At 64.5% G+C, this 25,329-nt stretch carries 24 protein-coding genes; 17 read left to right on the forward strand and 7 right to left on the reverse strand.

Translation table 11 applies throughout. From position 1 onward, the window contains the following. Positions 1-89: 89 nt before the first annotated feature. The 5 genes from HLH36_RS08165 (at position 90) to HLH36_RS08185 (ending at position 3,148) form a co-directional block, all read left to right on the forward strand. Positions 90-641, forward strand: coding sequence for a glycine zipper family protein (locus HLH36_RS08165; RefSeq protein WP_182985902.1), 552 nt, complete (start codon positions 90-92; stop codon positions 639-641). A 72-nt stretch (positions 642-713) separates the two neighbouring features. Continuing rightward, positions 714-1,073: an EF-hand domain-containing protein gene (locus tag HLH36_RS08170; RefSeq protein WP_182985903.1), complete on the forward strand. Its 360-nt coding sequence runs from the start codon at positions 714-716 to the stop codon at positions 1,071-1,073. Positions 1,074-1,108: 35 nt separating this feature from the next. Continuing rightward, positions 1,109-1,477, forward strand: coding sequence for a hypothetical protein (locus HLH36_RS08175; RefSeq protein ID WP_182985904.1), 369 nt, complete (start codon positions 1,109-1,111; stop codon positions 1,475-1,477). Beyond that, a complete protein-coding gene (locus tag HLH36_RS08180) occupies positions 1,474-2,154 on the forward strand; it encodes a DUF4410 domain-containing protein (RefSeq protein WP_182985905.1) in 681 nt (226 codons plus the stop codon). Before HLH36_RS08175 ends, HLH36_RS08180 begins: the two co-directional genes overlap by 4 nt. A 253-nt stretch (positions 2,155-2,407) precedes the next feature. Continuing rightward, on the forward strand, positions 2,408-3,148 hold the full coding sequence (locus tag HLH36_RS08185; RefSeq protein ID WP_338030417.1) for a FadR/GntR family transcriptional regulator: 741 nt from the start codon (positions 2,408-2,410) through the stop codon (positions 3,146-3,148). A gap of 344 nt (positions 3,149-3,492) precedes the next feature. On the opposite strand, the gene HLH36_RS08190 is transcribed toward HLH36_RS08185, so the two are convergent. Further along, complete coding sequence (locus HLH36_RS08190; protein WP_246376575.1) at positions 3,493-4,470, reverse strand: LysR family transcriptional regulator; 978 nt, start codon at positions 4,468-4,470, stop codon at positions 3,493-3,495. Between the two features lie 290 nt (positions 4,471-4,760). Here HLH36_RS08190 and HLH36_RS08195 point away from each other — a divergent pair, with 290 nt between their 5' ends. The 7 genes from HLH36_RS08195 to HLH36_RS08225 are packed head-to-tail and all read left to right on the forward strand — an operon-like array spanning position 4,761 to position 11,504. After that, positions 4,761-6,386, forward strand: coding sequence for an MFS transporter (locus HLH36_RS08195; protein WP_408871866.1), 1,626 nt, complete (start codon positions 4,761-4,763; stop codon positions 6,384-6,386). A gap of 30 nt (positions 6,387-6,416) precedes the next feature. After that, positions 6,417-6,578 (forward strand): hypothetical protein, encoded by a 162-nt coding sequence (locus HLH36_RS08200; protein ID WP_182985907.1) that lies wholly within the window; start codon positions 6,417-6,419, stop codon positions 6,576-6,578. A gap of 58 nt (positions 6,579-6,636) precedes the next feature. Further along, entirely contained in the window at positions 6,637-7,713 is a 1,077-nt protein-coding gene (locus HLH36_RS08205) for an HlyD family secretion protein (RefSeq protein WP_182985908.1), read from the forward strand. Between the two features lie 10 nt (positions 7,714-7,723). Next, the gene (locus HLH36_RS08210; protein WP_182985909.1) at positions 7,724-9,274 is read left to right on the forward strand and encodes an efflux transporter outer membrane subunit; all 1,551 of its coding nucleotides are present in this window, start codon (positions 7,724-7,726) and stop codon (positions 9,272-9,274) included. Then, on the forward strand, positions 9,271-9,996 hold the full coding sequence (locus HLH36_RS08215) for a pirin family protein (RefSeq protein WP_182985910.1): 726 nt from the start codon (positions 9,271-9,273) through the stop codon (positions 9,994-9,996). Before HLH36_RS08210 ends, HLH36_RS08215 begins: the two co-directional genes overlap by 4 nt. 16 nt (positions 9,997-10,012) lie before the next feature. Beyond that, entirely contained in the window at positions 10,013-10,849 is an 837-nt protein-coding gene (locus HLH36_RS08220; RefSeq protein ID WP_182985911.1) for a fumarylacetoacetate hydrolase family protein, read from the forward strand. Between the two features lie 49 nt (positions 10,850-10,898). Beyond that, entirely contained in the window at positions 10,899-11,504 is a 606-nt protein-coding gene (locus HLH36_RS08225; protein ID WP_182985912.1) for a nitroreductase family protein, read from the forward strand. Positions 11,505-11,788: 284 nt separating this feature from the next. Here HLH36_RS08225 and HLH36_RS08230 read toward each other — a convergent pair whose 3' ends face one another. The 4 genes from HLH36_RS08230 to HLH36_RS08245 form a co-directional block, all read right to left on the reverse strand. Beyond that, positions 11,789-13,282 carry an efflux transporter outer membrane subunit gene (locus tag HLH36_RS08230; protein WP_220792753.1) on the reverse strand — a complete coding sequence of 498 codons (1,494 nt, stop codon included), beginning with the start codon at positions 13,280-13,282 and terminating at the stop codon, positions 11,789-11,791. Next, on the reverse strand, positions 13,279-16,377 hold the full coding sequence (locus HLH36_RS08235; RefSeq protein ID WP_182985913.1) for an efflux RND transporter permease subunit: 3,099 nt from the start codon (positions 16,375-16,377) through the stop codon (positions 13,279-13,281). The genes HLH36_RS08230 and HLH36_RS08235 overlap by 4 nt, the downstream gene beginning before the upstream one ends. Beyond that, a complete protein-coding gene (locus HLH36_RS08240; protein WP_182985914.1) occupies positions 16,370-17,377 on the reverse strand; it encodes an efflux RND transporter periplasmic adaptor subunit in 1,008 nt (335 codons plus the stop codon). Before HLH36_RS08240 ends, HLH36_RS08235 begins: the two co-directional genes overlap by 8 nt. 199 nt (positions 17,378-17,576) lie before the next feature. Continuing rightward, positions 17,577-18,152 carry a cytochrome b gene (locus HLH36_RS08245; protein ID WP_182985915.1) on the reverse strand — a complete coding sequence of 192 codons (576 nt, stop codon included), beginning with the start codon at positions 18,150-18,152 and terminating at the stop codon, positions 17,577-17,579. 707 nt (positions 18,153-18,859) lie between these two features. On the opposite strand from HLH36_RS08245, the gene HLH36_RS20260 reads away from it, so the two are divergent. From HLH36_RS20260 to HLH36_RS08260, 3 genes are all read left to right on the forward strand, one after another. Continuing rightward, complete coding sequence (locus tag HLH36_RS20260) at positions 18,860-19,291, forward strand: chromate resistance protein ChrB domain-containing protein (protein WP_408871862.1); 432 nt, start codon at positions 18,860-18,862, stop codon at positions 19,289-19,291. Further along, complete coding sequence (locus HLH36_RS08255) at positions 19,197-20,084, forward strand: DUF1259 domain-containing protein (RefSeq protein ID WP_182985916.1); 888 nt, start codon at positions 19,197-19,199, stop codon at positions 20,082-20,084. The genes HLH36_RS20260 and HLH36_RS08255 overlap by 95 nt, the downstream gene beginning before the upstream one ends. 65 nt (positions 20,085-20,149) lie before the next feature. Next, positions 20,150-21,367, forward strand: coding sequence for an IucA/IucC family protein (locus HLH36_RS08260; protein ID WP_182985917.1), 1,218 nt, complete (start codon positions 20,150-20,152; stop codon positions 21,365-21,367). A 204-nt stretch (positions 21,368-21,571) separates the two neighbouring features. Here HLH36_RS08260 and HLH36_RS08265 read toward each other — a convergent pair whose 3' ends face one another. Both HLH36_RS08265 and pdxA read right to left on the reverse strand, forming a co-directional pair. After that, on the reverse strand, positions 21,572-22,252 hold the full coding sequence (locus tag HLH36_RS08265; RefSeq protein WP_182985918.1) for a 4-hydroxythreonine-4-phosphate dehydrogenase: 681 nt from the start codon (positions 22,250-22,252) through the stop codon (positions 21,572-21,574). Beyond that, entirely contained in the window at positions 22,249-23,253 is a 1,005-nt protein-coding gene (pdxA, locus tag HLH36_RS08270) for a 4-hydroxythreonine-4-phosphate dehydrogenase PdxA (protein ID WP_182985919.1), read from the reverse strand. The genes HLH36_RS08265 and pdxA overlap by 4 nt, the downstream gene beginning before the upstream one ends. 75 nt (positions 23,254-23,328) lie before the next feature. Between pdxA and HLH36_RS08275 the strand changes: the two genes are divergently transcribed. After that, positions 23,329-24,213, forward strand: a complete 885-nt coding sequence (locus HLH36_RS08275; protein WP_182985920.1) for a LysR family transcriptional regulator — start codon at positions 23,329-23,331, stop codon at positions 24,211-24,213. 475 nt (positions 24,214-24,688) lie between these two features. After that, positions 24,689-25,225 (forward strand): heme-degrading domain-containing protein, encoded by a 537-nt coding sequence (locus tag HLH36_RS08280; RefSeq protein WP_182985921.1) that lies wholly within the window; start codon positions 24,689-24,691, stop codon positions 25,223-25,225. The last annotated feature ends 104 nt before the right edge of the window (positions 25,226-25,329 follow it).

Genomic DNA, 25,329 nt, shown 5'->3' on the forward strand with positions numbered 1-25,329 from the left:
GATCCGGGGGACGCCGATCCGTCATCCGTAGAACGCATGGTCGCCAGCGCGACCATGCGTTCTACCTCAACCCTGGTGGGTCAGGCTTCATGTTTCAAAGACAATTCTCCACGCGCACGCCACTCTTCTTCTTCGGGCGGACCGTGATCCCCCTGCTTGGCGCTCTTACGCTTGCGGCGTGCACGTCGCCCGCTCCGGTCGCACCAAGTTTCACGATCATGCCTCGTCCCGATGAAAATTTCGCGACGTTCCAGAAGAATGATGCCCAATGCCGTCTCTACGCACAGACGCAGACGGGCGAGACGCCGTCGCAGGGTGCTGCATCGAGCGGCCTGAAAGGCGCCGTTCTCGGCACTGGCATCGGCGCCGCTTCGGGCGCTTTGCTCGGAAGCGTGACCGGCAATGCCGGGAACGGCGCAGCGATCGGTGCGGGAAGCGGCCTCCTGCTCGGTTCGGTCATCGGGGCGGGTCGCGCGCGGCAGACCGGCCAGACGCTCCAGTATCGTTATGACGGCGCATATGCCCAATGCATGGTCGGCCATGGCGAGCAACTGCCTCCACCACCGATGGCCTATGGACCGCCGCCCGTTATCGCCTATCCGCCACCAGCCGTGATCTACCCGGTGCCTGTCGGTCCTTGAAAAATTGCGCCGCCCCCGTCGTATTCCAGTCCTCCGTCCGTAACAGCATTGGACAACCGAACGGAGGTCAGCATGTCCGACGCTTTCAAAGAATTCGCGATCAGGATCGGAGCTTTTGTCCTTCTTTCGCCGCTCATCCTGGGCACGGTCGGACCGGCTCTGAGTGACATGGCGTTCGCGCAGGACGGTTCCGGCGACCGACGCATGGCGAGTTTCCAGGCGGCTGACGCGAATCACGACGGGCGCGTCTCGCAAGACGAATTCGAGGCGTTTGCCAGAGCCCGGATGGCGTCGTCCGGCGGCATGCGCGCCGCCATGTTCAGCCGGCTCGCGCCCGAGGACCAGAAGGCGCGGCTCGACGAAAAATTCGCCCAGATGGATACCAGCGGCAAAGGATATCTGACGCCCGATGACTGGCATCCGCAATCCTGAAGAAAAATAAACAATTCCTGAATTGGAGGCGAAGAATGTCAAAAATTCCTCATGCGCTTGGTGGCGCCATCGGCATCGCGGCTTTCATCGCATTTGCCGCTCCGGCCGGAGCCGGAACGGCGACCTGGTGGGGGCCACATGGCGGCGTGGCTGCGGTGCATGCGCCCGGCCCGTATGTTCACCCGGTGCCCGGTCCATGTTGCTACGCCCCCTGGCGCGGGGCGGGGGCTGTTGCGGCCGGCGTCGCCGCAGGTGCCGCGATCGGTGCGGCAGCGCATCCTTATCCCTATCCTTACGGTTATCCTTATCCGGTCTATGTCGCACCGCGCCCGGTCGTCTATCCGCCTGCGGTCATCGTGGCGCCCGCTCCTGCCTACGTGTATCCGGCGCGCCCGATGCCATGACGCCGTTCTTTTTGAAGGGCCGCTCCACGGTGGTCGCAGGAAAAATCCCGGCGATCGGAGCGGTTCTGCTCCTCACGTCCTGTGCCGGCGCTCATGTCCAGAATCCCGTGACCATGACCGATAGACAACCTGTCGCCCCGGTTGCCGTGACCGTGACGACCAGCATGCCCCGAACGGCGCAGAATGCACCGCGCCTGGATCGCAACATGCAGGCTCTGGCCGCCGGCCTGGCGAAAAGCCTGGAGAAGGCTCATATCGTCGCGTACCCTGCCGACCCATCGGAGACGACGCCTCATGCGAACGGTCGTGATCTTGCGCTCGTGGTCGATATCGGCACACTCCAGACCGGCAGTGCCTGGACGCGTGAACTGGTCGGTTTCGGGACAGGAAAAAGCCGCCTGCAATCCCATGTTATATTATATGATGAACGTGGAACGCAATTGACGGATCTTCTGGACTTTACCGTCAAGGCCGATAGCGGCTCCATGCCTGGGGTCATTGTCAGCGCCTGGAATCCGATCGGGTTTGGCATCCACAGTGCGCGCGCCATCACGAAGGAGGCGTTGAGCGACGGCCATGAAGACGCGGACAGGACCGCAAAAGCTATCGTCAAGAAAATGGTGGAATACTATCGGACGAACGGATGGCGACCATCTGAAAATGTAGGAAACGAATAATTCCATTGCCTCAGCCCTTTTGCATAATGCTCAAGTCGGCCACGCGCTGTCGCAGGCTCGTCAAGGACTACGAAAGATACGCAACCGCCGCCTGCGCAGCAGGTCGTTGACAGGACGGACCAGATACCAGACAGGCTCTGAGGCCGTTGGCGATAGGAGCATTACTCTCCTGCGGCGCCGCTACGCACAGTTGGTTCTGTTCGTGGTCCGTGATGCGGCCATTTTGACACGGGCTTGGCCTGCGGATGAAATCGTGTTCAAGAACATCCTTTCATCGGATGAACAGCACCTGATTGAGCGTCTGCACATGACCCGTACGGCTTCCCTCGTTCGTCTGCCCAGGCCGTCCCTCGTCGCGTCGGCGCTCGACGCCATGCGCGACCAGATTGCCACGGGTGCGTGGCCTGTGGGCGAGCGGATCCCGCGCGAAGCGGAACTCGCCGAGATGCTGCAGATCGGGCGCAATACCGTGCGAGAGGCCGTCCGCGTTCTTTCGCACGCGGGGGTTCTCGATGTGCGCCAGGGTGACGGAACCTATGTCAGGACGGTCGAGGATCCTGCCAGCATCATGCAGGCGATCAGCCGGTCGAGCCTGCGCGATCATTTCGAATTGCGCGCCGTACTGGAGGTCGAAGCCGCGCGACGCGCCGCCGAACGCCGATCGGCGCGTGACCTCCGTGCGATGGAAAAGGCGCTCAAGGCGCGCGGTGACTGGAGCGAGGGACGCGATATCGACGCGTTTCTGGAGCACGATGCCGCATTCCATCTAGCCATCGCCGAAGCCGGACGGAACGGCGCACTGGCGGAGCTTTATCGCTACTTTCTGACCGTCGCGAGGCAGGCGGCGCGTTCCGCGATGATCGAGCATGATGTCGCGGAACCTGGTTTGGCATTGCATGAACGCCTGTTTCAGGCCATCGAGGCCCAGGATAGCGCACAAGCCACGCGAGCGGCCAAGGCCGTGCTGCGCCCCCTGATCAGGACGCTATCTTGAGGTGATGATGCCGTCGTGAATCCGGCCACTCTCGCCCTCTTCTCGCACATAGGAATTTCCATGATCGCCTCCTGAAACCGGGCGTTAGCGAGTCTTGGACAAGATGATGCAATCCCGAGGGGTATTGCCGGTATTGGGATGGACAAGCCATCTCCGGAGAAGGCCCTCACGTTGAAAACCCGCCTTCTCCATGACCCGGATCGAGCCCACGTTATCAACATCCACGGCAGCATGGCCTGAGCATCGCTCGCGCGGACCGGACGCAAAGCCAAGCCGGGTTGTTACGAACTGATCGGGGAACATCGCTTCATCTCATCTGGGTTGGCGCCCAACCCGACCCAACTTCATGCCTGGATCGAACGCTTGACGTCGTCGGACACTGACGGTCCATCGAACAACAGCGGACGTCTCTGCCCCATGATCTGGACGACCTTCTGTCGAAGCCATTGATGGACCTGATCGGTGTCGTGTCGCGGATGCCAGGCCTGGAAGATCGTCACCGGCTCCAGATCGAGCGGCAGCGGAAAGCCATAAAGACCCAGCCGGTCGAGCATTGCCGCGTCGGTCAGGATATCCGGCGCCGGGAGGATCAGATCGGTCTGCGCGAGCCCTTGCAGCGCGGCATAGAAGGAGGTCAGCAGCAGCGCGACACTACGTTCGAGCCCATGCTGATCGGCAAGGACCTCGTCGATCGGTCCCCGTCGCCGCCCCCGGCGCGAGACGGCGATGTGATCGTAGACCACCAGCGCCTGGGGCGTGATATCACCCAGCAGAATGGGATGACCGGCCCGCACGACCCCGCGAAAGCGGCTCTCGAACAGGGTCTGGCGCATGATTTCGGGGCGCAGGAATGCCGTGGCGCCGATATAGAGATCGATCCCGCCCTGCCGCAGGAAATCGCTGTCGTCGCTGTTCGATTCCGCTGTGAAGATCAGCGTGGTGTCCGGACAGTCGGCGCGCAGGGCGCGCAGCAGCGCCTCGGCGTATGGGCCGATCACCACATCGGCGGCCCGGATACGGAAGGTCGGCGTCAGGCCCGTGAAATCCAGGGCATGCCGTGGACGATACAGGTCGCTGATCGCCGAGAGGATCTGGCTGACGCGCGGCTGCATCTGCAGGGCGCGCGGCGTCGGCACCATGTGCCGGCCCGACTGCACCAGAATGGCATCGTGAAACGTCTCGCGCAGGCGGGACAGGGTGCGGCTCATGGTCGCCGCACTCACCTGCAGCCTCTCGGCCGCGCCCGTGACGCTCGACTCCTCGACCAGAACGTTCATGGCCTGCAGGAGATTGAGATCGTAGCCGCGCGCCACGTGTGCCATCAGGTCTTCCCTTGCCATGCGGGTCGGGCTCCGAAATGGCTGATAAACACCCAATCATAGGATGAATATATGGCGAGGAGCCTCCGCCTCGGCCAACGCTGGCAGAGACATCGTTGCGTCGCAACCGGAATCTGACATCCGACCGTTCCATATCTGCTTTCAGACGATTTCATAATTGAGCGTTCCCAAGCGTGGGATGTTTATCCGAGACTGCCGCCACGAGATCAAACGATGCTGTTGCGAGGTGTCCTATGGACCACGCTGATGCGCTGACGCGTCCGCACTCCGATATGCTGCCCGCGCCCGTTTCCATGCAGTCGGAACCACCTCCGGCGCCGCCGAAGGCGCCGGTCTTCGGTCCGCGCCTGGCGACGGGGCTGGCGGGCGTGCTGCTGGCGGTCCTGCTGGCGGGATTCAACGAGCACACGACCGAGGCGGGGCTCGCCGATATTCGGGGCGCGTTCCATCTGGGGCACGACGAGGGAACCTGGATTACCGCTCTGTTCGAGGCTTTCAACATCGCCGCGATGGCGTTCGCACCCTGGTGCTCGGTGACGTTCTCGATCCGTCGTCTGACGATCGCGATGACCGCTCTCGCCGGTGTGCTGGGCATGATGGCACCCTTCATGCCGAGCCTGTCGTCCCTGCTGCTGCTGCTGCGCTGCGTGCAGGGACTGGCCTGCGGCAGCCTGCCGCCGATGCTGATGACTGTGGCGCTGCGCTTCCTGCCGCCCAACATCAAGATCTACGGCCTCGGCGCCTATGCCCTGACCGCGACCTTCGGGCCCAACCTGGGCGGTGCGCCGCTGGCGGGATTCTGGTTCGAGTATGTCGGCTGGCCGTTCCTGTTCTGGCAGATCGTGCCGCTGTGCCTCGTTTCCATGGTGTGCGTGGCATGGGGCCTGCCGCAGGACCCGATCCGACTGGAACGTTTCCGTCAGTTCGACTGGCGCGGCCTGCTGACCGGGTTGCCCGCGATCTGCATGCTGGTGATCGCGCTGGAGCAGGGGGACCGGCTCGACTGGTTCCGCTCGCCGCTGATCACCCATCTGTTCTTCGGTGGCGGGTTCCTCTTCGTGCTCTTCGTCGTCAATGAATGGTTCCACCCGGTGCCGTTCTTCCGCATCCAGTTGCTCAAGCAGCGCAACGTATCCGCCGCGCTGTTGACGCTGGCGGCGGTGCTGGTGCTGGGCGCGGTCACGGCGGAGATCCCGACGGTCTATCTGGAGGAGGTGCGCGGCTATCGCCCGATCCAGATCGCGCCGGTCATGCTGATCCTCGCGGTGCCACAAGTGCTGGCGCTGCCGCTGGTCTCCGCCCTGTGCAATATCCGCCGCGTGGACTGTCGTCATGTGCTGATGGCCGGGCTGGCGATCCAGGGCCTGTCCTATTTCCTGGGCACCTGGATCGATGCCGACTGGGTGCGCGAGAACTTCTACGCCATGCAACTCCTGCAGGTGGCCAGTGAGCCGATGATGGTCATTGCGATCCTGATGCTGGCGACGATGGGCCTGGGCCCGGCCGATGGGCCGTTCATCTCGGGCATGTTCAACATGACCAAGGGACTGGCCAACGCCATCGCGGCCGGTGTCATTTCGGCCTTGCTGCGCCGGCGCGAGCAATTCCATTCCACCATGCTGCTCGACACCTATGGCACCAACCATAACGCGCTGCAGTCCTGGGGTGACCCGGCGCAGGCGCTGCTGGCGCCGCATATAGCCGATCCGGCCCGACTGGACTGGAACATGACCGTCCTGCTGCACGGCGAGGCGTCGGAGCAGGCACTCATTCTGGCCTGCGCGGACATCTACACGATCATGATCGGCGTCTGCGCGGCCCTGTTCGCTCTCAATCTGGTTCTGCCGCAACGGGTCTATCCGCCCCGCGCGCCATCCACCACCGCTCCTGCGCGCTGACGGGGGGACAGTATGTCATGTGAGAATAATATGAAGACCAGTTCGTATCGGGATACGCGCCGACTGCGGCACCCGGACATCCGATCATCGGATCGAACGGGCAACGCAACAGCGCCGGGATGGATGCTGCGCGACCGGATCGAGGGGTATTTCGTGGCCCTCGTCGTGACGCTCTACCTGAAGCTGACCTGACGGTCCCGCGCATCTGCGACAGACGATGCGGCCACCGGGGCCGCCAGAAGGAATATTCATGAACGGAACAACGAAGGCGCTGCTGCTGGCGGCCGGCGTGGTGGTGCTGGGGGCCGCGGCCTGGGGCGGCGACCGCCTCGTGCTCGGAGACGGCGTGCGGGTCGAGACCAATGACGCCTATGTGTCGGCCTATTCCTCGGTCGTCGCCCCCAAGGTCGGCGGCCGGATTGACGCGGTCATGGCGCAGGACAACGAGCAGGTTCGCAAGGGCGCGGTGCTGGCCCATATCGAGGATGACGACTACCGCGCGGCGCTCAAGGTGGCCCAGGGCAATGTGGTCGCCGCGCGCGCCGACATCGCCAACTTGCAGGCGACGCTGATCCGGCAGGATTCGCTCATCGCCGGCGCCTGGGCCGCCGTGCTGGCGGACGACGCGCAGCTCGCTTTCGCGCAGCAGGACGAGGCCCGGTACCGCAACCTGGCGGCCGGCGGCGCCGGCACGATGGAGCAACGCCAGCGCACGGCGGCCCAGACCCGCGAGGCCACGGCCGCGAAAGCCCGTGACGAGGCCGCCGTGCAGGCCGCCACCCGGGAAAAGGACGTGCTCGCCGCCCAGATCGAACGCGCCAGAGGCAATCTGACCCGCGCCGAAGGCGAGGAACAACGGGCGGACCTGGATTTATCCTACTGCACCATCCCGGCCCCGGTGGATGGCGTGGTGGGCGCGCGCGGGGTGCGCGTGGGCAACTATGTCAATCCCGGCAGCGCGCTGATGGCGATCACCCCAGTGCAGGACGCCTTCGTGGTTGCCCATTTCCAGGAGACGCAGCTCACGCACGTTCTGCCGGGGCAGAAAGCGACGGTCTGGGTCGACACGTTCCCGGGTCAGCCGTTCCGCGCCCATGTCGACAGCATCCCGCCGGCGACCGGCGTCGCGTTCGCGCCGATCCAGCCGGATAATGCGACCGGCAATTTCACCAAGGTCGTGCAGCGTCTGCCGGTGCGCATCACCTTCGATCCGGGGCAGCCTCTGGCGACGCGGGTCAGGGTCGGCATGTCGGTGGAAGTCAGGATCGATACGGCTTCCCGTCCCGAAGGCCCGAAGGCGGACGACCCCCGCTATGCGTGGCGGTGAGGGACCGATCATGACCGCAGTCCTCAACCGCCGCATGCTCGCTCTGGCAAGCGCGCTCTGGCTCGGCGCCTGCACGGTCGGGCCCGACTATCACAAGCCGGATCTCGCCAGCGCGCCGCACTGGCATCGCGGCGTGGCGGATGCCGAAAGCCACCCGGTGGAAAGTCCCGCCGACCCGCAATGGTGGACGATCTATCGCGACCCGGTGCTGACCGCGCTGGAACAGCAGGTCGCGTCCGCCAATCTGGACCTGCGCGCGAGCGCCTATCGCCTGGCGGAGAGCCTGGCCGAGCGGCGGATCGCGAGCGCGGCACAGTTCCCGCATGTGGAGGGGAATGCCTCCTACGCCCGCGAGCGGGCCAGCACCAACGGTATCCTCGGCCTGCTCGGCACGCTGGAGCGTGCCGGCGCGGGCGATGTCGCCAGCGGCGCGCAGGGTTTCGGCCCCGTGGCCGTGCCGGGCACGGTCGGCAATCCGTCCTTCAACCTGCCGCAATACGGCATGAGCGCGTCATGGGAGGTCGATCTCTGGGGTCATGTCCGGCGCCAGGTCGAGGCAGCCAACGCGGCGGTCAAGGCGACGCAGGACATGCAGCGGGATGTCCTGGTTTCCTTGATGGCCGAAACCGCGCAGGATTATCTCGATCTGCGTGGCGTGCAGGCGCAGATCGCCATCGTCGGCCGCAATATCGACACTGCCCGGCACAGCGTGGACCTTACCAGCCTGCGCTTTGCGCAAGGCGCCTCCACCCAGCTCGACGTGGCGGATTCGCGTGGGCAGCTCAGCGAATTCCAGTCGCGCCTGCCGATCCTGCAGAGCCAGGAAGTGCATCTGATCAACGCGCTGAGCTTTCTGGTCGCGCGCGAGCCGGGTGCGCTCCGGGCGCAACTCGGCACGCCGGCACCGATACCGCCGGTGCCCGACGCCGTGCCCGTCGGCCTGCCGTCGGAACTGGCGGAACGCCGGCCGGACATTCGCATGGCGGAAGAGCGGTTGCATGTCGCCACCGCCAGCATCGGCGTGGCGGTGGCGGATTTCTTTCCGCGCGTGACACTCTCCGGCAGTCTCGACGTGCAGGCGCTGCAATTCAGCGGGCTCGGGTCCTGGGCGTCGCGACAATACGGGTTCGGTCCGACCATGACGCTGCCGCTGTTCGAGGGCGGTCGCCTCACCGGGCAATTGCGCCTGCGCCGGGCGCAGCAGAAGGAAGCGGCGATCACCCTTCAGCGCACCATCCTCAAGGCATGGCAGGAGATCGACGATGCCATGGCCGATTTCTCGGCCGCCCAGCGGCAGCGCGACCGGCTGAGGGACACCGTGGCCCAGAACGAAACGGCCGTACGTCTGGCCCAGCAGCAATATGTGCAAGGTGCGTCGGATTTCCTGAACGTGCTGACCTTGCAGAACACGCTCCTGGCCAGCCAGAACCAGCTCGTGCAGTCGACGACAGCGGTTTCGGTCTCGGTGGCCCGGCTTTACCGCGCGCTCGGCGGCGGCTGGGAGGTGCGCTATCCGGTCGCGACGGCCCAGCGGGCAGAGCAGGGGGGGCGACAGGGATGATCAAGGTACGGCATCCTTCCGAGTTGGGTCATCTGGTCCAGGATGGCGTCAGACTCGACTGTCATTTTGCGTTCCGGGACTATGTCGACCGCGCCCCTCTCCATTGGGGACGGCTGCGGGTTCTCAACCGGGTCGAACTGGAGGCCGATGCCGCTTTCAGGCTGGACCATGAAAGCGCGATCGAAATCGTGACTCTCGTGCTGGATGGCGTGGTCGCGGCGCTGGTGGATGGTCTTGGCGACAGCCTGCTGAAGCCGGGCGACTGTCATGTCGTCAGCGCCGGTGAGGGCGTGGCCCTGGCGACGTGGAAAGCCGGGGGTGCGCCGGCATCGCTGCTGCAACTGTGGCTCCTGCCCGAGGAAGAGGGGGGAGAGCCGGAAATCGGCCTGTGTCGCAATGGGGACCGCTTCGGGCATCAGCATGCCCTGCTGGCCAGCGGCTTTCCCGCTGACGATCCGGAGGAAACGGATCAGGGACGCTCAGGCGATCCGCTACCTTTGAAGGCCAGCGCCCGTGTGCTTCGCCTCATGCTGCCGGCCGGCGGACAGGCGGTCGTCCCGACCTATGCGGATCGCTGCGTCTACGTTCTCGTCGCTGCGGGACATGTGGAAATCCTTGGGCATGACGCCGACGCGGGCTGCGGTGTCGCGATTACCGGATTCGAAACGATCATCTTGCATGCGTTCGAGCCATCGACTCTCATCGTCTGCGATTCCGACTGAACGAAAGGATACATGCATGAAGCTGTGCCGTTACGGCGAACCGGGACAGGAGCGTCCGGCGCTGATCGATCGGATGGGGGGCCTGCGCAGTCTGGCGGGCGTCATCGGTGACCTGTCGCCGGAGGTTCTGGCACCAGCGCGTTTGGCTGCTCTGGCGGCGATCGACCCGTTGACCTTGCCGCCTGTGGATGCCGGGGCGCGGCTGGGCGTGCCAATCGCGGGGATCGGGAAATATGTCTGCATCGGACTCAATTATCGAGACCACGCCGAGGAGGCCGGCCTGCCGGTGCCGAAGGAGCCGATCGTCTTTCTCAAGGCCACCACGGCGCTTTCCGGGCCGGACGATCCGATCGTGGCGCCGGTCGGCGCGACATGCCTGGACTGGGAAGCCGAACTCGCCGTCATCATCGGCATGCGCGCGAAGAATATCGCAGTGGGCGAGGCGCTGGATCATGTTGCGGGCTATTGCCTTGCCAACGACGTCTCCGAACGTGCCTTCCAGATGCAGTCCAGCCAGTGGGACAAGGGCAAGGGTTGCGACACGTTCGGGCCGCTCGGCCCGTGGCTGGTGACCCGGGACGAGGTGCCGGACCCCCAGGATCTGGATATCTGGCTCGAGGTGAATGGGCGCCGGATGCAGGCCGGGAATACGCGCACGATGATCTTTTCAGTGGCCGAGGTCATCGCCTATGTCAGCCGTTACATGACGCTGATGCCGGGCGACGTCATCGCCACCGGAACCCCTCCGGGCGTCGGGATGGGGATGCGGCCGGAGCCTGTCTATCTCCGGTCCGGCGACGTCGTGGAACTCGGCATTGATGGGCTTGGCCGGCAGAGGCAATGCGTGGCCTGATGCGCTCCGCGCCCGCAGCGGATCTGGATGAACCGAAGGAGAAAGCAAGATGAATGAGATTCTGGATACGATGCTCGCGCGGCGCGCGACGAAACGCTTCGACGCCAGTCATGAGATTCCGGACGAGACTCTGGCCGCCATCCTGCATGCCGCGCGGACAGCGCCTACCGCATTCAATATCCAGAACTGGCGGTTCCTGGTGGTGCGCGACCCTGTCGTTCGTACCGCGATCAAGGAAGTGGCATGGCACCAGCCGCAGATCGAAGAATGCTCGGCACTGATCGTTCTGTGCGCGGACATGCATGCCTACGCGAAGGACCCCGGCCGTTACTGGAAGGACGCGCCGGAGGCCATGCGCGAAAAATATATTTCCATGATCACCCAGTATTATGAAAACAACCTGACCATGCAGCGCGACGAGGCGTTCCGTTCCGCTGGTATGGCGGCCTATGCCCTGATGATGGCGGCAGCGGCGCACGGCTATGACACCTGCCCGATGGACGGATTCGATTTCGAACAGGTAGCGGAAATCATCCGCCTGCCCAAGGACCATGCGCTGGTCATGTTCGTGGCGGTTGGGAAGGGAGTGGCCGAACTGCCTCCGCATGGGGGACGGATTCCGGATGCCGACGTCATCGCCTATGACCGATTTTAAAAAATCATTCTACCTGCATGTAACTCGACGGGGCAATGCTCTGGACTGCGATTGAGGGCGACACGAATCCTCTTGATATGCGGTGGACGCCGCCCTTGAACAGGTGGGACGAGAATCATGCAGAGAGCAAAGAGCCTACACGTACCGCAACGGCGAACACGAATGGCCGGAGGAATATCACTGGTCGACGCTGGTGCTGGGGCTCATAGAGCCTGTTTGGAAATGCGCGCTGGTGGCGATCCGACGCGCATTTCCGGTCAGGCTCTGAGGTGAACATAAGCGCGTTATGGCATGTGGTTACGAACCGGTCGTGGATCTGCGGTCTTTCTGTTCCACCAGCCACCCCCGAGAGCCTGAAACAGGCCGACCGTATCGGCCAGCCGGCCGGATTGCGCCTGGGCCAGGGTCAGGCGCGTCTGCATTTCGGCCTGCTGAGCCATGAGGAGCATGAGCGTGCTCTCGTCTCCGTAATGATTCCCGATACGCGCGAAGTCCAGGTTCTTCCTGGCTTCATCTTCGGCTTTTGCAGCCGCGACCAGCGTGTCCGCGTCATTGCCGACCGCGTGAAGCGCATCCGAGACATTCTGTATGGCGAGAACGATTGTATTCCGATAGTCCTCGACCGCCATCTTGTAGGTATTTCGGGCGGCCCGCTCCCGGTGCAATAACGTGAATCCATCAAAAAGTGGCTGCGTGATCATTGCCGCCAGGGTCCAGGTTCCATATCCCGGTGTCGCAAACTGGCTGAATCGGTTGGCTGCCAGTCCCGGCGTCGCGACAAGGTCGAGGTCGGGCAGGCGGTTGGCGATGGCGACTCCGATCTGGGCGCTTGCGGCATGCAAGGTTTCTTCCGCCGCGCGGATATCCGGACGCTGGTCGATCAACTGCAGTGGAAGGGAAACCGGCAGTTCCGTCGGCAGATGGAAATCGGCAAGACGGAAATCCGGCGTTGGCACATCCGACCCGTCGCCCGTCAGCGCGTCGATGAGGTCATGCTGGGCGGCCAGTTGCTGGCGCAGAGGCGGCAGGGTCTGTTCGGCCTGGGCCAGCAGGACCCGCTGCGGCGTCACGTCCCGCTCGCCCATGTCACCGAAGCGCTTCTGCTTCTCGTTGATGCCGAGGATGGCGCGCGCCGAAGCGATCACCCCTTCGGTCGCCTCGATCTGCCCCTGGATGGCGGCATATTGGATGGCGGCGTTCACCAGATTGCTGGTCAGTGACAGATAGGCCGCATCAAGCTGATAGCGCGCCAGGGCACGCTGTGCGTCACTGGCCTCGATCTGCCGGCGGATGGAGCCCCAGACGTCCGGCATGTAGGAAATATTCAACTGCAGGGTATGCAGGTTGTAGAGATAACTGTTGAAACCCTGCACACCCATGCCCTGCGAGATCTTGTTGCGTGTCGGGTTGAAGAAGCCGCTGACATTCGGCCACAGCGCTCCTTTCTGCGCGGCGACGCCCTCCTGCGCCGCTAGCAGGGCCTGATGCGCCGACTCCAGGCTCGGACTATGATCGATCGCGTGGGATACCAGCGTGTTCAGGGCCGGGCAGTGAAACAACGCCCACCATTGAGCCGGGATATCCTGCCCCGGCCGGAAGGATTGCGCGGCGCCCGCCACGCCGCCGGTTTCGGCGGTGCGGGGCGGCAGGGGCGCGGGCGTATAGCGATTGTCCACCGGCAGGGCCGGGCGATGGTAATCGGGACCGACGGCGCAGCCAGCCAGCGCGATCATAGCGAAACTGCCCGCCAGCCGGGATATGGTGCGGCGCGGCGTCATGATGACGCCTCCCCGGGCGTACGGCGCATTGGCCGTCCTTCCAGCCGTTTTTCCAGTTCGTAATAATAGGTCGGGAGAATGAACAGGGTCAGCACGGTGGCGATGCCCAGCCCGCCGACCACCACCGTCGCCAGCCCACGCTGGACATCGGTGCCGATGCCGGTCGCGAGCGCCGCCGGCAGCATGCCCACGCTGGCCACGGTGGCCGTCATCAGGACCGGGCGGAAACGCTGGCCCGCGCCGTCCAGCACAGCCGTCCGCAGGGCTTCGCCCTCGGCGCGCAGGCGATTGAAGTTCGAGACCATGATGATGCCGTTCTGGATCGCGACGCCGAACAGGGCGATGAACCCGACGGCGGTTGCGATATTCAGCGTCTCGCCACGTGCATGCAGCGCCACCAGGCCGCCGAGTGTCGCCATCGGCACGACGGCCAGCACCAGCACCGCCTGGCGCATCGCGCCGAACTGGCAGAACAGCAGCACCAGCATGACGGCGAACATGATGCCAAGCGCCACGGTCAGGCGCGCCTGGGCGCGTTGCGCCTGCTCGAACGTGCCGGCCCATTCCAGGCTGTAGACGGAGGGATCGAAATGGACCTGAGTCGCGATACGGGCCTGCGCATCGGCGAGATATTGGGAGAGCGGCCGCTGTCCATTGTCGAGGCGGATCGTGATCTGGCGCTGGTTGCGCTCATGGGCGATCGTTCCCTCGCCGGTCTGCAGCGAGACATGGGCGACCACGCCCAGCGGTATCCGCGCACCCGACGGTGTGGTCAGCGGCAACTGGCGGATGATGTCGAGATTGCTGTTGATCGCGCGTGGGATGTGGACGGTCATGTTATAGACGCGGTCTCCGGCATAGACCGACGAGACGGGGGTGTCGCCGATCATGTTCTGGACCACCGCCAGGATGTCCGTGCCGGCCAGTCCGTAGCGCGCGGCTTCCTTGCGGTCCACGGCGACATCCAGTTCGGGTGTCGGCGGCTCCTGGAAGATCGAGGCCGCTGCCGTGCCGGGAACCTGCCGCATGATATCGACGATCTGCGTGCCGATCCGGCGCAGTTCGTGGAAATCGTCCCCATAGACGCGCAGAACCAGCGGCGAGTGCGCGCCGCCGACCAGATCGTTCATGTTGTCGGCGATCGGCTGACTGATGCCGAAGCTGATACCCGGGATCGTCGCCAGGCGTGTGCGGAGGCGGGCGACGAACTGGGCCTTGGTCTCGCCATGCGGCCATTCGTCATAGGGATGCAGCCCGACCGGCACCTCGATATGCGACGGTGTCCATGGATCGGTGCCGGAATCGCTGCGGCCGAGCTGCGTGACGGCGAAGCTGGTTTCCGGGAAGGAACGGATCGCGGTGCGGATCTCATCAGCCATGGCGCTGGCTCGCTCCAGCGACAGGCCGGAGGGAAGCTGGACCTGAACCCACAGCGCACCCTCATCGAGATCGGGCAGAAATTCGCGTCCGGCGCTGGCGCCGAGCCATGCCGTCAGGACGAAGGCGGCGATCCCCCCGGCATAGGCCAGGAACGGACGATCCAGACTGTGGGCCAGCAGCCGGTGATAGAGCCCGTGCAACCATTCCAGCGGGGCATTATGGAACAGCCGGTGTGGTTTACGCAGGACCAGGAACGCCAGCGAGGGGATCAGCGTGATGGCGCAGAGCAGCGCGCCGAGCAGGGCGAAGCTGACGGTGAACGCCATGGGCCGGAACAGCTTGCCCGATGCCCCCTCGAAGGCGAACAGGGGGCCGTAGGCGATGATGATGATCAGGGTCGCGAAGAAGATCGCGCGCGCCATCGTATCGGTGATCTCAAGGATGTCCCCGGAAATCAGTGTCCTGTCCGGATGGTCCTCACGCAGGCGCAGGATGGCTTCGGTCACCACGATCGCGCCGTCCACGATCACGCCGAAATCGATCGCGCCGAGGGAGAACAGGTTGGCCGGCATGTGCAGGCCCATCATCAGCACGAACAGGGTGGCCAGCGACAGCGGGATGGTGACGGCGGCGATGACGGCGCTACGCGGACTGCCGAGGAACAGCACGAGCACGACGAAGACCAGTCCCATGCCTTCCAGCACCGTGTGAGCCACCTTGTCGGTGGTCGCGCGAACCAGATTGTCTCGGTCGATATAGGGCACGATCCGCGCGCCTTGCCGCGCCAGGCGCCTGTTCAGCAGATCCACCCGCGCGTGGACCGCGGCCAGGACCTGCGAGGGATTCTGGCCGGTCAGCGTTGCGACGATGCCTTCGATCGTGTCCGGATTGCCGTCCATCCCCAGGATGCCCTGCCGGACCTGATGTCCGAACTGCATCTGCCCCAGGTCGCGGATCAGCACCGGCTTGCCGTCATGCGCGACCACGCCGATATCGCCCATGTCGGCCAGGGTATGAACCATGTCGATCCCGCGCACGATATAGGACTGGTCGCCGCGCGTGACGCGATCGCCGCCGACATTGACATTATTGTTCTTCAGCGCGGCCAGGACGTCGTTGATCCCGATATGGTACCGGTTCAGGGCGTCCGGATCGAGCAGGAGCTGATATTCCTTGGTGAAGCCGCCGAAATTGCTCACCGATGCCACCCCTGGGATTTGCATCAGCGCCGGGATGACGACCCAGTTCTGGATATCCGACAACTGCATCAGGTTCAGACTGTCGGAGCGCAGCGTGTAACGATAGATCTCGCCGGCGGGTCCCGTGACCGGGCCAAGGGCCGGCGTGACGTTGGCCGGCAGGCTGGCCTGGGCGATCTGTTCGGTCACGCGCTGGCGCGCGAAATAGACGTCCGTTCCGTCGCGGAAGATCAGCGTGATCAGCGACAGGCCGAACGTGCTGCTGGACCGGCTGTCGATCAGGCCCGGGACGCTGGCCAACTGTCGCTCCAGCGGCGTGGTGATCTGCTGCTCGACCTCTGCGGCAGCCAGGCCGCCCGCCTGCGTCGTGATCACGACATTGACGGAGCCGAGGTCCGGATAGGCCTCGACCGCGATATCCCGCCACGCCAGGGCACCGAAACAGGCCAGCAGCGCCATGATCATGAAGACGACGCGGCGCTGGCGCAGGCACAGGCCGATGAATTTGTTAATCATCGTTCAGCAGCACCGCGCCCTGGGTCACGACCCGGTCGCCCGCGGCCAGCCCGCTCAGGACCCGGCTGTTCGTTCCGTCATCATAGACGATATCGACCGTCCGGCGGCGGAAGACGCGGGGCCGCACTTCCACGAACACCGTGGTCGCGTCGTTGTTCATCAGGATAGCCGTCTGCGGAATCGTGATGTCCGGCGGCTGCGGCACGGCGATGGCAACATGGGCATAGAGGTGGGGCAGCAGGGTGCCGGTCGGGTTCGCGACTTCGAAATGTACGGTGCGCCGGCGCGTGTCCGCCTGCAGGGCGGGGCGCAGCCCGTCGATCATGCCGCTCACCTGAAGGCCGGGCAGAACCGGAAACGTGGCATGCGCGGTCATGCCGGCCTGAACGAGCGGCGCCTGATCTTCCGCCAGGTCGGCGGTGACCCAGAGCATGCGCGTGTCGAGCAACGTCATCATGACGGCCGTCGGATCGGTGACGTTCATGCCCGCCGCGACCGAGACCGTATCGACCACCCCGTCGATCGGCGCGGTCAAGGGGACCAGGGAGCCGGCGTGGGCGTCGGTCCCGGCCTGTCCGTCGCGGCCGAGCGCCGCGAGACGGTCGCGCGCACGATCCAGTTCGGATCGGGCCTGCGCGTAGGCGGCCCGTGCACTTTCCAGATCCTTGACCGCACCGCCTCCGGCGCCGACGACATGGCGGGCGCGTTCATATTGATCTCCCGCCAGGGTGAAGGCGGCGCGGGCTTTTTCCTCGTCCGAACTGGCCTGTGCCATATCGCCTGACGCGATCAGGGCCAGGAGCTGGCCGCGTTTGACGGGGGTGCCGGGTGCGACATCCAGGCGGACGATATGGCCCGCCACGGGCGGCAGCAGAGAGATGGTGCGCGCGGGTTCGGCGACGATTTCGCCTGGCGCGTCGATCGTCTTCGGCCGCTCCTCGACCCTGACGGTTTCCACTGCGAGACGCGGCAGGAGTGGTGAATCCGCGTCGACAGTCACATCACCGGCCTGGTCGCGGTGCATCGTCTGTGCAGTGGACGGGTCGACCCTGCCTGTAGCGAGAAAGCCAATTGCCAGAAGGGTGGGGAGAGAAGGTCGTGTGACCTGCTTATGGCGTTTGCAGCGCGTCATACGTATTGGGCTCGAGAACATCCAGGATGGGTAGAAACAGGCGCCGCGGCTGCGATTGCGGGGCGCGCTATGGCTTCGTACGTGGCAGGAGCGTTCCAGCAGGCAGCATGCGAGCCAACACGTGGTCCCTGATGACGAATTGGTGAAAGAGGGCGGCGGCGGCGTGGCCGGTCGCCAGACCGACGATCAGCCACGCGTTCCAGGAATGCAGAGTCTCGATCCACCAAATTGTTCCGGATGAAAAAGGGGTGAAGGGGGAGGGAAGCAGGAGTCCGAGGAAGCTTATTGCCTGCCCCGCGCCCCAGCGCCAGGCATAGCCCAGGCCGATTTCCGCCAGCAGCAGCATATAGAGCGTGCTTTCCATGGCCAGGGCGCAGAACCGGTCGACCGGAGAGAGAAGGGAGGCCAGGCGACGCCCCCGGGTGATCCGCCAGCCGATGCGAAACAGGATGATGGCGGTCAGGACCATGCCCGCCGTCAGATGCGTGACGACCATGAGATGGTGGACGGGCTTTGCAGGCCAATCCCACATTTCCCCGAGGGCAAACTGAATCACTACCAGGAGGGCCGTCGTCCAATGCAGGAGGACAGTGCCACGATCATAGCGCAGCTTGTCCGTGGCATTCGCAACGGCTTCGGTCATGCTCGGTCCCCAGGAAGATGGACCGTGGCCTAGCACATATTCCTGACGAGAACCTGAACGAAATAGGCGGGCGTACAATAATTAAAATTGCCCAATGCTTCTCAGGAAATTACGGATTGTGAGAGGAGGGGCGAGCGCGAAGGTCACAGGAAGGCCCTGCATTCCATCTCCATACTCATGCCACGCCTTCGTTCGCACGTTGAACATTGCGTTGTCGAATGGAGCAGGTCGGCTTCGTGCCCGATAACGATATGCGGCACGCCTGTGCCGTGCCTGAAAACGGAAAGGATATGATCGCCGTTCCATTGACGACGTCAGCTCCGCTGGGTGATCGCGATGTCCCCCGATTTTCTGAACAGAACGGATAGCTTTTGCGGCCGCAACCGCGACTGCGCCGGTGACCTGCAGCCGCCGCCAGATCTTCACCCGGAAATAGGCCGGCTTCGCCGGCAACTGGTGGAGCAGGAACAGCCGGGGCTGCCCGGTTCGGGAGGACTCCGCGCTCATGAGGTTTATTTCAGGAATGCCCCTTTCCGGGTGCAACCGCTGTATCATTTGTCAGTTCTGGTGCTGCAGAAGCGTGATGCAGCCCCCTGCCAGGGGAGGGCCCATGAAATGGGTTACGCGCGAACGGCCGGTGATCGACCGGAAGGCCGCATTCCTGTTCATCCTGCCGGAACAGGTTCGGCCAGTCGTCGGGGCGACCGGTGCGATCTTCTTTGACGGTCCGGGAGGTCAAATTCGGGCATGCCGGAGAGTGCCGCAGCTTCGACGCCTTCGTTGCCCAATACGGTCTCGATCGTGATCCGGCCATTTCAATGGTCGCGGCGATCATGTGGGGCGCGGACACCGATCGACTGAATTACCCCAATCGGCGGGACGGCTGGCGATTTTCCGGGGGCTGCGGACGATCACGCCCGGCGATCACGAGATCCTGCGGCGTGGCGTCGTCCTTTACGACGCCCTTCGGGCCCGGGCCGGGAGCGGGCAGGCCATGCCGGTCAGTACCGCCACCGATCAAGGAACCGATCAAGGAGAAGAAAAATGCTGAGACGATTCATGGCGGGCGCGGCGCTCATGGCGATGTTGTGGGCCGCCCCTGCTTCTGCCGCGCCCGATCCCTGGGCAGCCGTGGGTGAGACCCTGGGCAAACCCGGCATGGAATTGCCCGGCAGCGTCTATCGCGTGGCCCTGCCGCGCTCCGACCTCAAGGTCACGCTCGATGGCGTCGCGATCAGGCCGGCGCTGGCGCTTGGGTCCTGGCTGGCCTTTCTGCCGATGGGCAAGGATGCCATGGCGATGGGCGACCTGGTGCTGACCCAGGATGAGGTCGAGCCGGTGATCAAGCGCCTGATCGAGGGCGGCTTCGAGATCACCGCCTTGCACAACCATCTGCTGCGGGCCGAACCGATGACGATGTACATGCACATTGACGGACACGGAGACCCCGTGAAGCTGGCCCAGACCCTGCACGCGGCGCTGCTGCTGACAAAGACGCCGCTGGGTGCTCCTGCGAGTGCGCCCCCCTCGAAACCGCTCGATCTCGACACCGCGATGCTGGATCGGATTCTCGGGCAGACCGGCAAGGCCAATGGCGGGGTCTATCAGTTCACCATTCCACGGGCCGAAATGCTGATGAGCGACGACATGTCGCTGCCGGTTGCCATGGGAACGGGCATCGCGATCAATTTTCAGCCGACAGGCGGCAGCAGGGCGGCGATCGCAGGGGATTTCGTGCTGATTGCGTCCGAGGTCAATCCAGTACTACGCACGTTGCGAGACCATGGCATCGCGGTCACGGCGCTGCATAATCACATGCTGAATGATCAGCCCCGGCTGTTCTTCATGCATTTCTGGGCGAATGACGATGCGCGCCGGCTGGCGCAGGGCCTGAAGGCGGCGCTCGATCAGATGGACCTGAAGAAAGGATAAGGGAACGCGCGTCGTCCGGCTGCTCCGGCTGCCGGTATCGCGCCGTTCCCCCGTGAGGCATGCCCATGAAACTCGATGCCGTCACCCAGGATCGCCAGTCGCTGCTCTATATGGAGCGCTATGTCGGCCTGGGTACGAAAACGTATAGTCCACTGGCGGCACGAACAGAGGCAGCGTCGGCCTATCAGCCGGAAAGCGAACTGGCATCGTTCGATCTCGTCACCGTCACGGTGCCTCGGGAGCAAGTCTCCGTGTTCCAGGCGGCGCCTGCCGGACATCTGGCCGAGCAGTATCTGCGGCCGGAAGGTATCCGGTTTGCGATCCATCCCGCGACATGGGCCATGGAGGGAATTGCGCATATCGAGGAACTTCGTGCCCTGCCGCGCGGCACGCCGATCCTGGCCGCGCCCACGGCGTCGACCCGCACCGTCCTGGCAGTCGGTCCGGAAGTGGCGCCGCATTGTCTCAAGCTCCATTATCCGGTGCGGATCTCTCGCTTCAACCGCGGGCTGCTGCGGCGCAACATCCAGAACAGCGTCGCCATCACGGCGGAAATGGCGCAGGTGCAGTCGGAGCGGTTTGCCTATCTGCCCGATACGCTCGGCTTCGCTTTCGGCACCGACGAGAAGGCCTGGGGTTTCCTGGTGCGGGAAGTCATTCCCCGGCCGCTCATCGCCGACCGCTCTCTGATTCCGTGCTTTGCGCTCTATGGGCGCGATATCCATGCCCCGGATGATCCGCCGCTGCTGGTGCAGATGATTGCGCAGTTGCGCGTCGATCCGGCCGCGTTCGTGATCAACGCGATCATCATTCCCATCATTGCGGCCTGGTGCTGGGGCGCGCGTCGTGGCTTGTTGCTGGAATCCCACGCCCAGAATACGTTGCTTGAGATTGATCGCGATTTTCGGCCCACACGGATCGTTCATCGCGATTTCGATATCTGGATTGATACGGAAACACGACGTCGCGCCGATCTCGGCCTGCCTTTTCCCGGAGTGGGCCTGGTTCCGGATGCCGGCCAGTCGATGGAACAATATTACAGCATCGTCTACGACCGCTTCATCGGTCATAACTTCTTCGACTATCTGCTCGACCTGTTGCGGCGCTTTTATGATGTGGAGGAGGAGGCCATTCGGCAGCGGGCGCGGGCAGCCTTCCACCAATTTTTCCCCGAAGCGCAGCGTTTCTTTCCGAAGGACACGGTATTCTATTTCTCGCAAGACGTGCCGCCCGGCCGTGAGTTCATGATCGAAGATCTGCGGCAGATGCCAGAATGGCGGTAGCGCAAAAAGAGGCTCAAGCAATGTCCCGGAGACGACCAGGAACAGTCCGTCCTCATGCTCGTGATGGTGCCAGTCGAACGACCCCTTGAATTTCGCCAGCCTGATCTTTGACGTGTTGATGTCGCCGGCCATACGGAGGCTCCAATAGTCGGAAAAATCGCGAAGGAATGGCCACGGTTTATTTTTTTATTGCTTGCATATCCATCAGAGTTGCCGAACGGTGGTCTGGACATAGGCGATCTGCCGCGCCAGATCGGGCGGTGCTGGAAACGCCCCGTCGAGAACTGCCGTGCCGACCGTGAAACCGGCGGCACCGGCCGCGGCAGCCGCCCGGATACGCTCCGCCCGATCGAGCGAGCCGGCGACAATGACGGGTTTGTCCGCCCCGGCTTTGCAAACCCGTCGCATCAAACTCGGCACGTCCCCCGTGAACCGATAGGCCAGCAGATCCAGCCCATGCACGCCGGGCCGGGAAGCGAGATCGACCGCACTGCGCACGATCTCGGCTTCGGTTCCTTCGAGAATGCTGGGATGCCCGGTGATCCGGCCGGGGAAGGGGAAATAGCGGATCGTCGTGCCTTCCAGCAGCGGCAGAACATCATCGACATGCGTGCCGCCCAGCAGGTAATCGACGCCCAGAGCGATCCCGGCCCGCACCGAGCGAAGCTCGCTCTCGCGATCGAGCGAGACGACTTCCAGATAGATCTTCGCCCCGACCTGCCGGATGGTACTGGCAAGAGCCTGAAGGGCTGCAAACGGCAGGCCGATATCCTTGAACCCGATATGGCAGACCCCCGCAGCTCGGGCGGTTTCGATCAGATCGGCCGCATTCTCCACCGTCCGGTCGTTGCGGGTCAGCATGAAAATGAAGTCGGGTCGGGTCATGTCGCGGCTCCGGTGAGGCGAAGGGCGTAATCGAAAGCCGTCTCCAGGCTGGACGGATCGGCAACGCCGCGTCCCGCGATATCGAAGGCGGTGCCGTGGTCGGGACTGGTGCGCACGAAGGGCAGGCCGAGCGTGATGTTCACGCCTTGCGCCAGGCCCATATATTTCACCGGGATCAGCCCCTGGTCATGGTATTGCGCCACCACGACGTCGAAGCGCCCCTCGCGCGCCTGCATGAACACCGTGTCGCCGGGCCATGGGCCGGACGCATCGATGCCCTCCCGCCGCGCCTGTGCGATGGCGGGCGCGATGATGCGGGCTTCCTCGTCGCCGAACAGGCCGCCTTCTCCGGCATGGGGGTTGAGACCCGCCACGGCGACGCGCGGACGTTCGATGCCCAGTGCCCGCGCGCCCGCGTGGGCCAGCCGGATCGCCGCCATCTGCGCGGGATGATCGGCGCGCCGGATCGCATCCCGCAGCGAACAATGGATGGTCACCAGTACGACGCGGATATCCTCGTTCGCCAGCATCATGGCGACACCTGCGCCACCGGCCTGTTCGGCAAGGATTTCGGTGTGGCCGGGGTAATGCAGGCCGGCGGCGGCGAGTGCTTCCTTGTGGATCGGCGCGGTGACCATGCCCCGGACGGTGCCGGTCCTTGCCAGCCGGACGGCGGCAATGATTGCCGCATAGGCGGCGCGGCCGCTCTCGGCGCTGATCCGGCCTATGGGCGGCAGGGAAACGCCTTCCGATGATGCCAGGACATTCAGCACGCCGTCGTCGAACCGGGCTTCGGCCGATATCGTGATCCGGCGCACGCGCGCCGCCGGATCGAGCGCGGCCAGCGCATGGCGCATCACCAGCGGATCGCCGACCACCATCCAGTGCCGTTGCACCGGTCGCCGCAGGAACATCCGGGCCACGATTTCCGGCCCGATCCCCGCGGGATCGCCCATCGTGACGGCCAGCGGCCGGGTGTGGCAGGAGGATGGTGCGGTCATGATGGTGAGAATAGCGGAACGGTGCGGGAGGAAAATCGATATGAACTGACCTGTTCCGGTGATAAAAACTGACCAATGAAGCGATCCGACATCCCGTCGCTGGACGATCTGCGCGCCTTCGCGGTGGTGGTGCGACTGGGCTCGGTGCGGGCGGCCGCCGTGGAACTGGCTCTGACGCATGGGGCGGTCAGCCGCCGGGTGTCCAAGCTGGCCGCCGGATTGAACCTGACATTGCTGGAACCGGACGGACGCGGCGTGCGGCCGACCCGGGACGGCGAGCGGCTTGCCCGCGCGGCGAGCGACGCGCTGGGCGGGATCGCGGCGGCGCTGGCCGAGATCAGGTCGTCCGCCGCCGCGCCGCCGATCGTGCTGTCCTGCGAGCGGTCGCTGGCCATGCGTTGGCTGATCCCGCGCCTGTCGGACTTCCAGGATCGGTATCCCGGCATCGACGTGCATCTTGCGACCGGTGGCGGGGCGCTGGATTTCGCGCGGGAGCGCATCACGCTGGCGATCCGGCGCCTCGATTTCCCGCTCGATCCCGACTGGGCCGTCACCACGCTCGTGCCGGAATCGGTCGGGCCGGTGGTGCGGCCCGACATGGCGGAGCAGTTCGCGGGCGGAGATTATCTGGCGCTGGGGTCCCGGACCCGGCCCGAGGCGTGGAAGAACTGGTTGGCGTCCCGGCCCGGCATTCCGGCACCGCGCGACATCCGTCTATACGACCATCATTTCATGATGCTGGAAGCTGCCGCCAGCGGCCTGGGCATCGCCCTGTCGCCCCGGATCATCGCGGCGGACGATGTCGCGAACGGGCGGCTGCTGGCGCCGGCCGGATTCGATGCCGACGGGACGTCTTACGGGCTGATCCGGCCCAGGGGCGCGCAGATGACGGAATGCGTGGAGATTCTCGAAAGATGGCTTACGCAACAGGCCAGGTCATCGATTTGGACGAAACCGTGAGATGAGAACGCCCTGAAGACTGGAGTGGCAGCTTTCCCCGTATCTGTTCTTTGCCGAACTTTGGCGGCCCATGATAATACATGCCTGTCCAGCCTCGTGCCGCACGGCTTGCCTCGGCGATGCGCCGCCCGCTCGCCGCGCTCGGGCTGCCGCCGTGTCGGCATGTTCCGGACCATAAAACACATTTCCGTCAGCTCTCCGGAATCGCCGTCACCGATCACCTGACGATCTGCTGGCGGATTTTGCGCAAAAAGCGATGCTTGGAACGATCGGTGGGCTCGGTCATCTGCATGACAAACACTGTTCGCCGACGGGCGATCAGGGACTGATCCTGCCGCCTCGCAGGCCGACGTCACGATAAAGTCACTCTCCACGCGCATCCCAACGGTGATGATATCGTTCACATCGCCGGTTGCGGGTCGCCATGGTGACGATTCCGCGGACATGCGGACAATGCGCGGGAGGGAACGGCATCATGGCGGAACCGGCCGGGACGGGGATTGCCGGGGGAGACCATTCGTCACCGGCGCGCGACCTGGAGCGGATCGCCCGGCAGGAGCGCGCGCTGATCCTGCCGGGCCTGACAGAGGATGATGCCTGGCGTCTGGGGTGCTGGCTGCGCCAGGCGGCCAGCACGCATGGCTATCCGATCGCGATCGATATTCGCCGGGGCGAGCAGACGCTGTTCAGTGCCTGCCTGGAAGGGGCAACGCCCGACAATCTGGGCTGGATCGCGCGCAAGACCCGCCTGACGGCGCGCTTTCACCGGGCCTCGTACGCGATCGGCCTCCAGCTTGGGCAGGAAGGCAAGACGCTTGCCGAGCGGTTCGGCCTGTCCGAAGCCGAGTATGCCCCCTTCGGCGGGGCGTTTCCCCTGCGGGTGCGGGGGGTGGGGGTGGTCGGCACATTGTGCGTTTCCGGCCTGCCGCAGCGCGAGGACCACCGGCTGGCGGTCGAGGCCCTGGCGGCGTTCATCGACATGTCGCCGGAGGCGATCCAGATCCCGCCCTGAATCGGAACGGATGATCTTGCAGTACACAGATACGAATTTGTGAAGCGACCGAAAGGAAAAGTTCTTGCCTGGCCGGAGATGACGGCCTCTATGATCGGACCTTG

Origin of the sequence: Gluconacetobacter aggeris, assembly GCF_014174395.1 — a bacterium.
Lineage (GTDB): Bacteria > Pseudomonadota > Alphaproteobacteria > Acetobacterales > Acetobacteraceae > Gluconacetobacter > Gluconacetobacter aggeris.

Coding starts and splice junctions, on each gene's coding strand:
- HLH36_RS08165 (WP_182985902.1), top strand. CDS start 90: ATGTTTCAAAGACAATTCTCCACGCGCACGCCACTCTTCTTCTTCGGG.
- HLH36_RS08170 (WP_182985903.1), top strand. CDS start 714: ATGTCCGACGCTTTCAAAGAATTCGCGATCAGGATCGGAGCTTTTGTC.
- HLH36_RS08175 (WP_182985904.1), top strand. CDS start 1,109: ATGTCAAAAATTCCTCATGCGCTTGGTGGCGCCATCGGCATCGCGGCT.
- HLH36_RS08180 (WP_182985905.1), top strand. CDS start 1,474: ATGACGCCGTTCTTTTTGAAGGGCCGCTCCACGGTGGTCGCAGGAAAA.
- HLH36_RS08190 (WP_246376575.1), bottom strand. CDS start 4,470: ATGGCACACGTGGCGCGCGGCTACGATCTCAATCTCCTGCAGGCCATG.
- HLH36_RS08195 (WP_408871866.1), top strand. CDS start 4,761: ATGCTGCCCGCGCCCGTTTCCATGCAGTCGGAACCACCTCCGGCGCCG.
- HLH36_RS08200 (WP_182985907.1), top strand. CDS start 6,417: ATGAAGACCAGTTCGTATCGGGATACGCGCCGACTGCGGCACCCGGAC.
- HLH36_RS08205 (WP_182985908.1), top strand. CDS start 6,637: ATGAACGGAACAACGAAGGCGCTGCTGCTGGCGGCCGGCGTGGTGGTG.
- HLH36_RS08210 (WP_182985909.1), top strand. CDS start 7,724: ATGACCGCAGTCCTCAACCGCCGCATGCTCGCTCTGGCAAGCGCGCTC.
- HLH36_RS08215 (WP_182985910.1), top strand. CDS start 9,271: ATGATCAAGGTACGGCATCCTTCCGAGTTGGGTCATCTGGTCCAGGAT.
- HLH36_RS08220 (WP_182985911.1), top strand. CDS start 10,013: ATGAAGCTGTGCCGTTACGGCGAACCGGGACAGGAGCGTCCGGCGCTG.
- HLH36_RS08225 (WP_182985912.1), top strand. CDS start 10,899: ATGAATGAGATTCTGGATACGATGCTCGCGCGGCGCGCGACGAAACGC.
- HLH36_RS08230 (WP_220792753.1), bottom strand. CDS start 13,282: ATGACGCCGCGCCGCACCATATCCCGGCTGGCGGGCAGTTTCGCTATG.
- HLH36_RS08235 (WP_182985913.1), bottom strand. CDS start 16,377: ATGATTAACAAATTCATCGGCCTGTGCCTGCGCCAGCGCCGCGTCGTC.
- HLH36_RS08245 (WP_182985915.1), bottom strand. CDS start 18,152: ATGACCGAAGCCGTTGCGAATGCCACGGACAAGCTGCGCTATGATCGT.
- HLH36_RS08255 (WP_182985916.1), top strand. CDS start 19,197: ATGCTGAGACGATTCATGGCGGGCGCGGCGCTCATGGCGATGTTGTGG.
- HLH36_RS08260 (WP_182985917.1), top strand. CDS start 20,150: ATGAAACTCGATGCCGTCACCCAGGATCGCCAGTCGCTGCTCTATATG.
- HLH36_RS08265 (WP_182985918.1), bottom strand. CDS start 22,252: ATGACCCGACCCGACTTCATTTTCATGCTGACCCGCAACGACCGGACG.
- pdxA (WP_182985919.1), bottom strand. CDS start 23,253: ATGACCGCACCATCCTCCTGCCACACCCGGCCGCTGGCCGTCACGATG.
- HLH36_RS08275 (WP_182985920.1), top strand. CDS start 23,329: ATGAAGCGATCCGACATCCCGTCGCTGGACGATCTGCGCGCCTTCGCG.
- HLH36_RS08280 (WP_182985921.1), top strand. CDS start 24,689: ATGGCGGAACCGGCCGGGACGGGGATTGCCGGGGGAGACCATTCGTCA.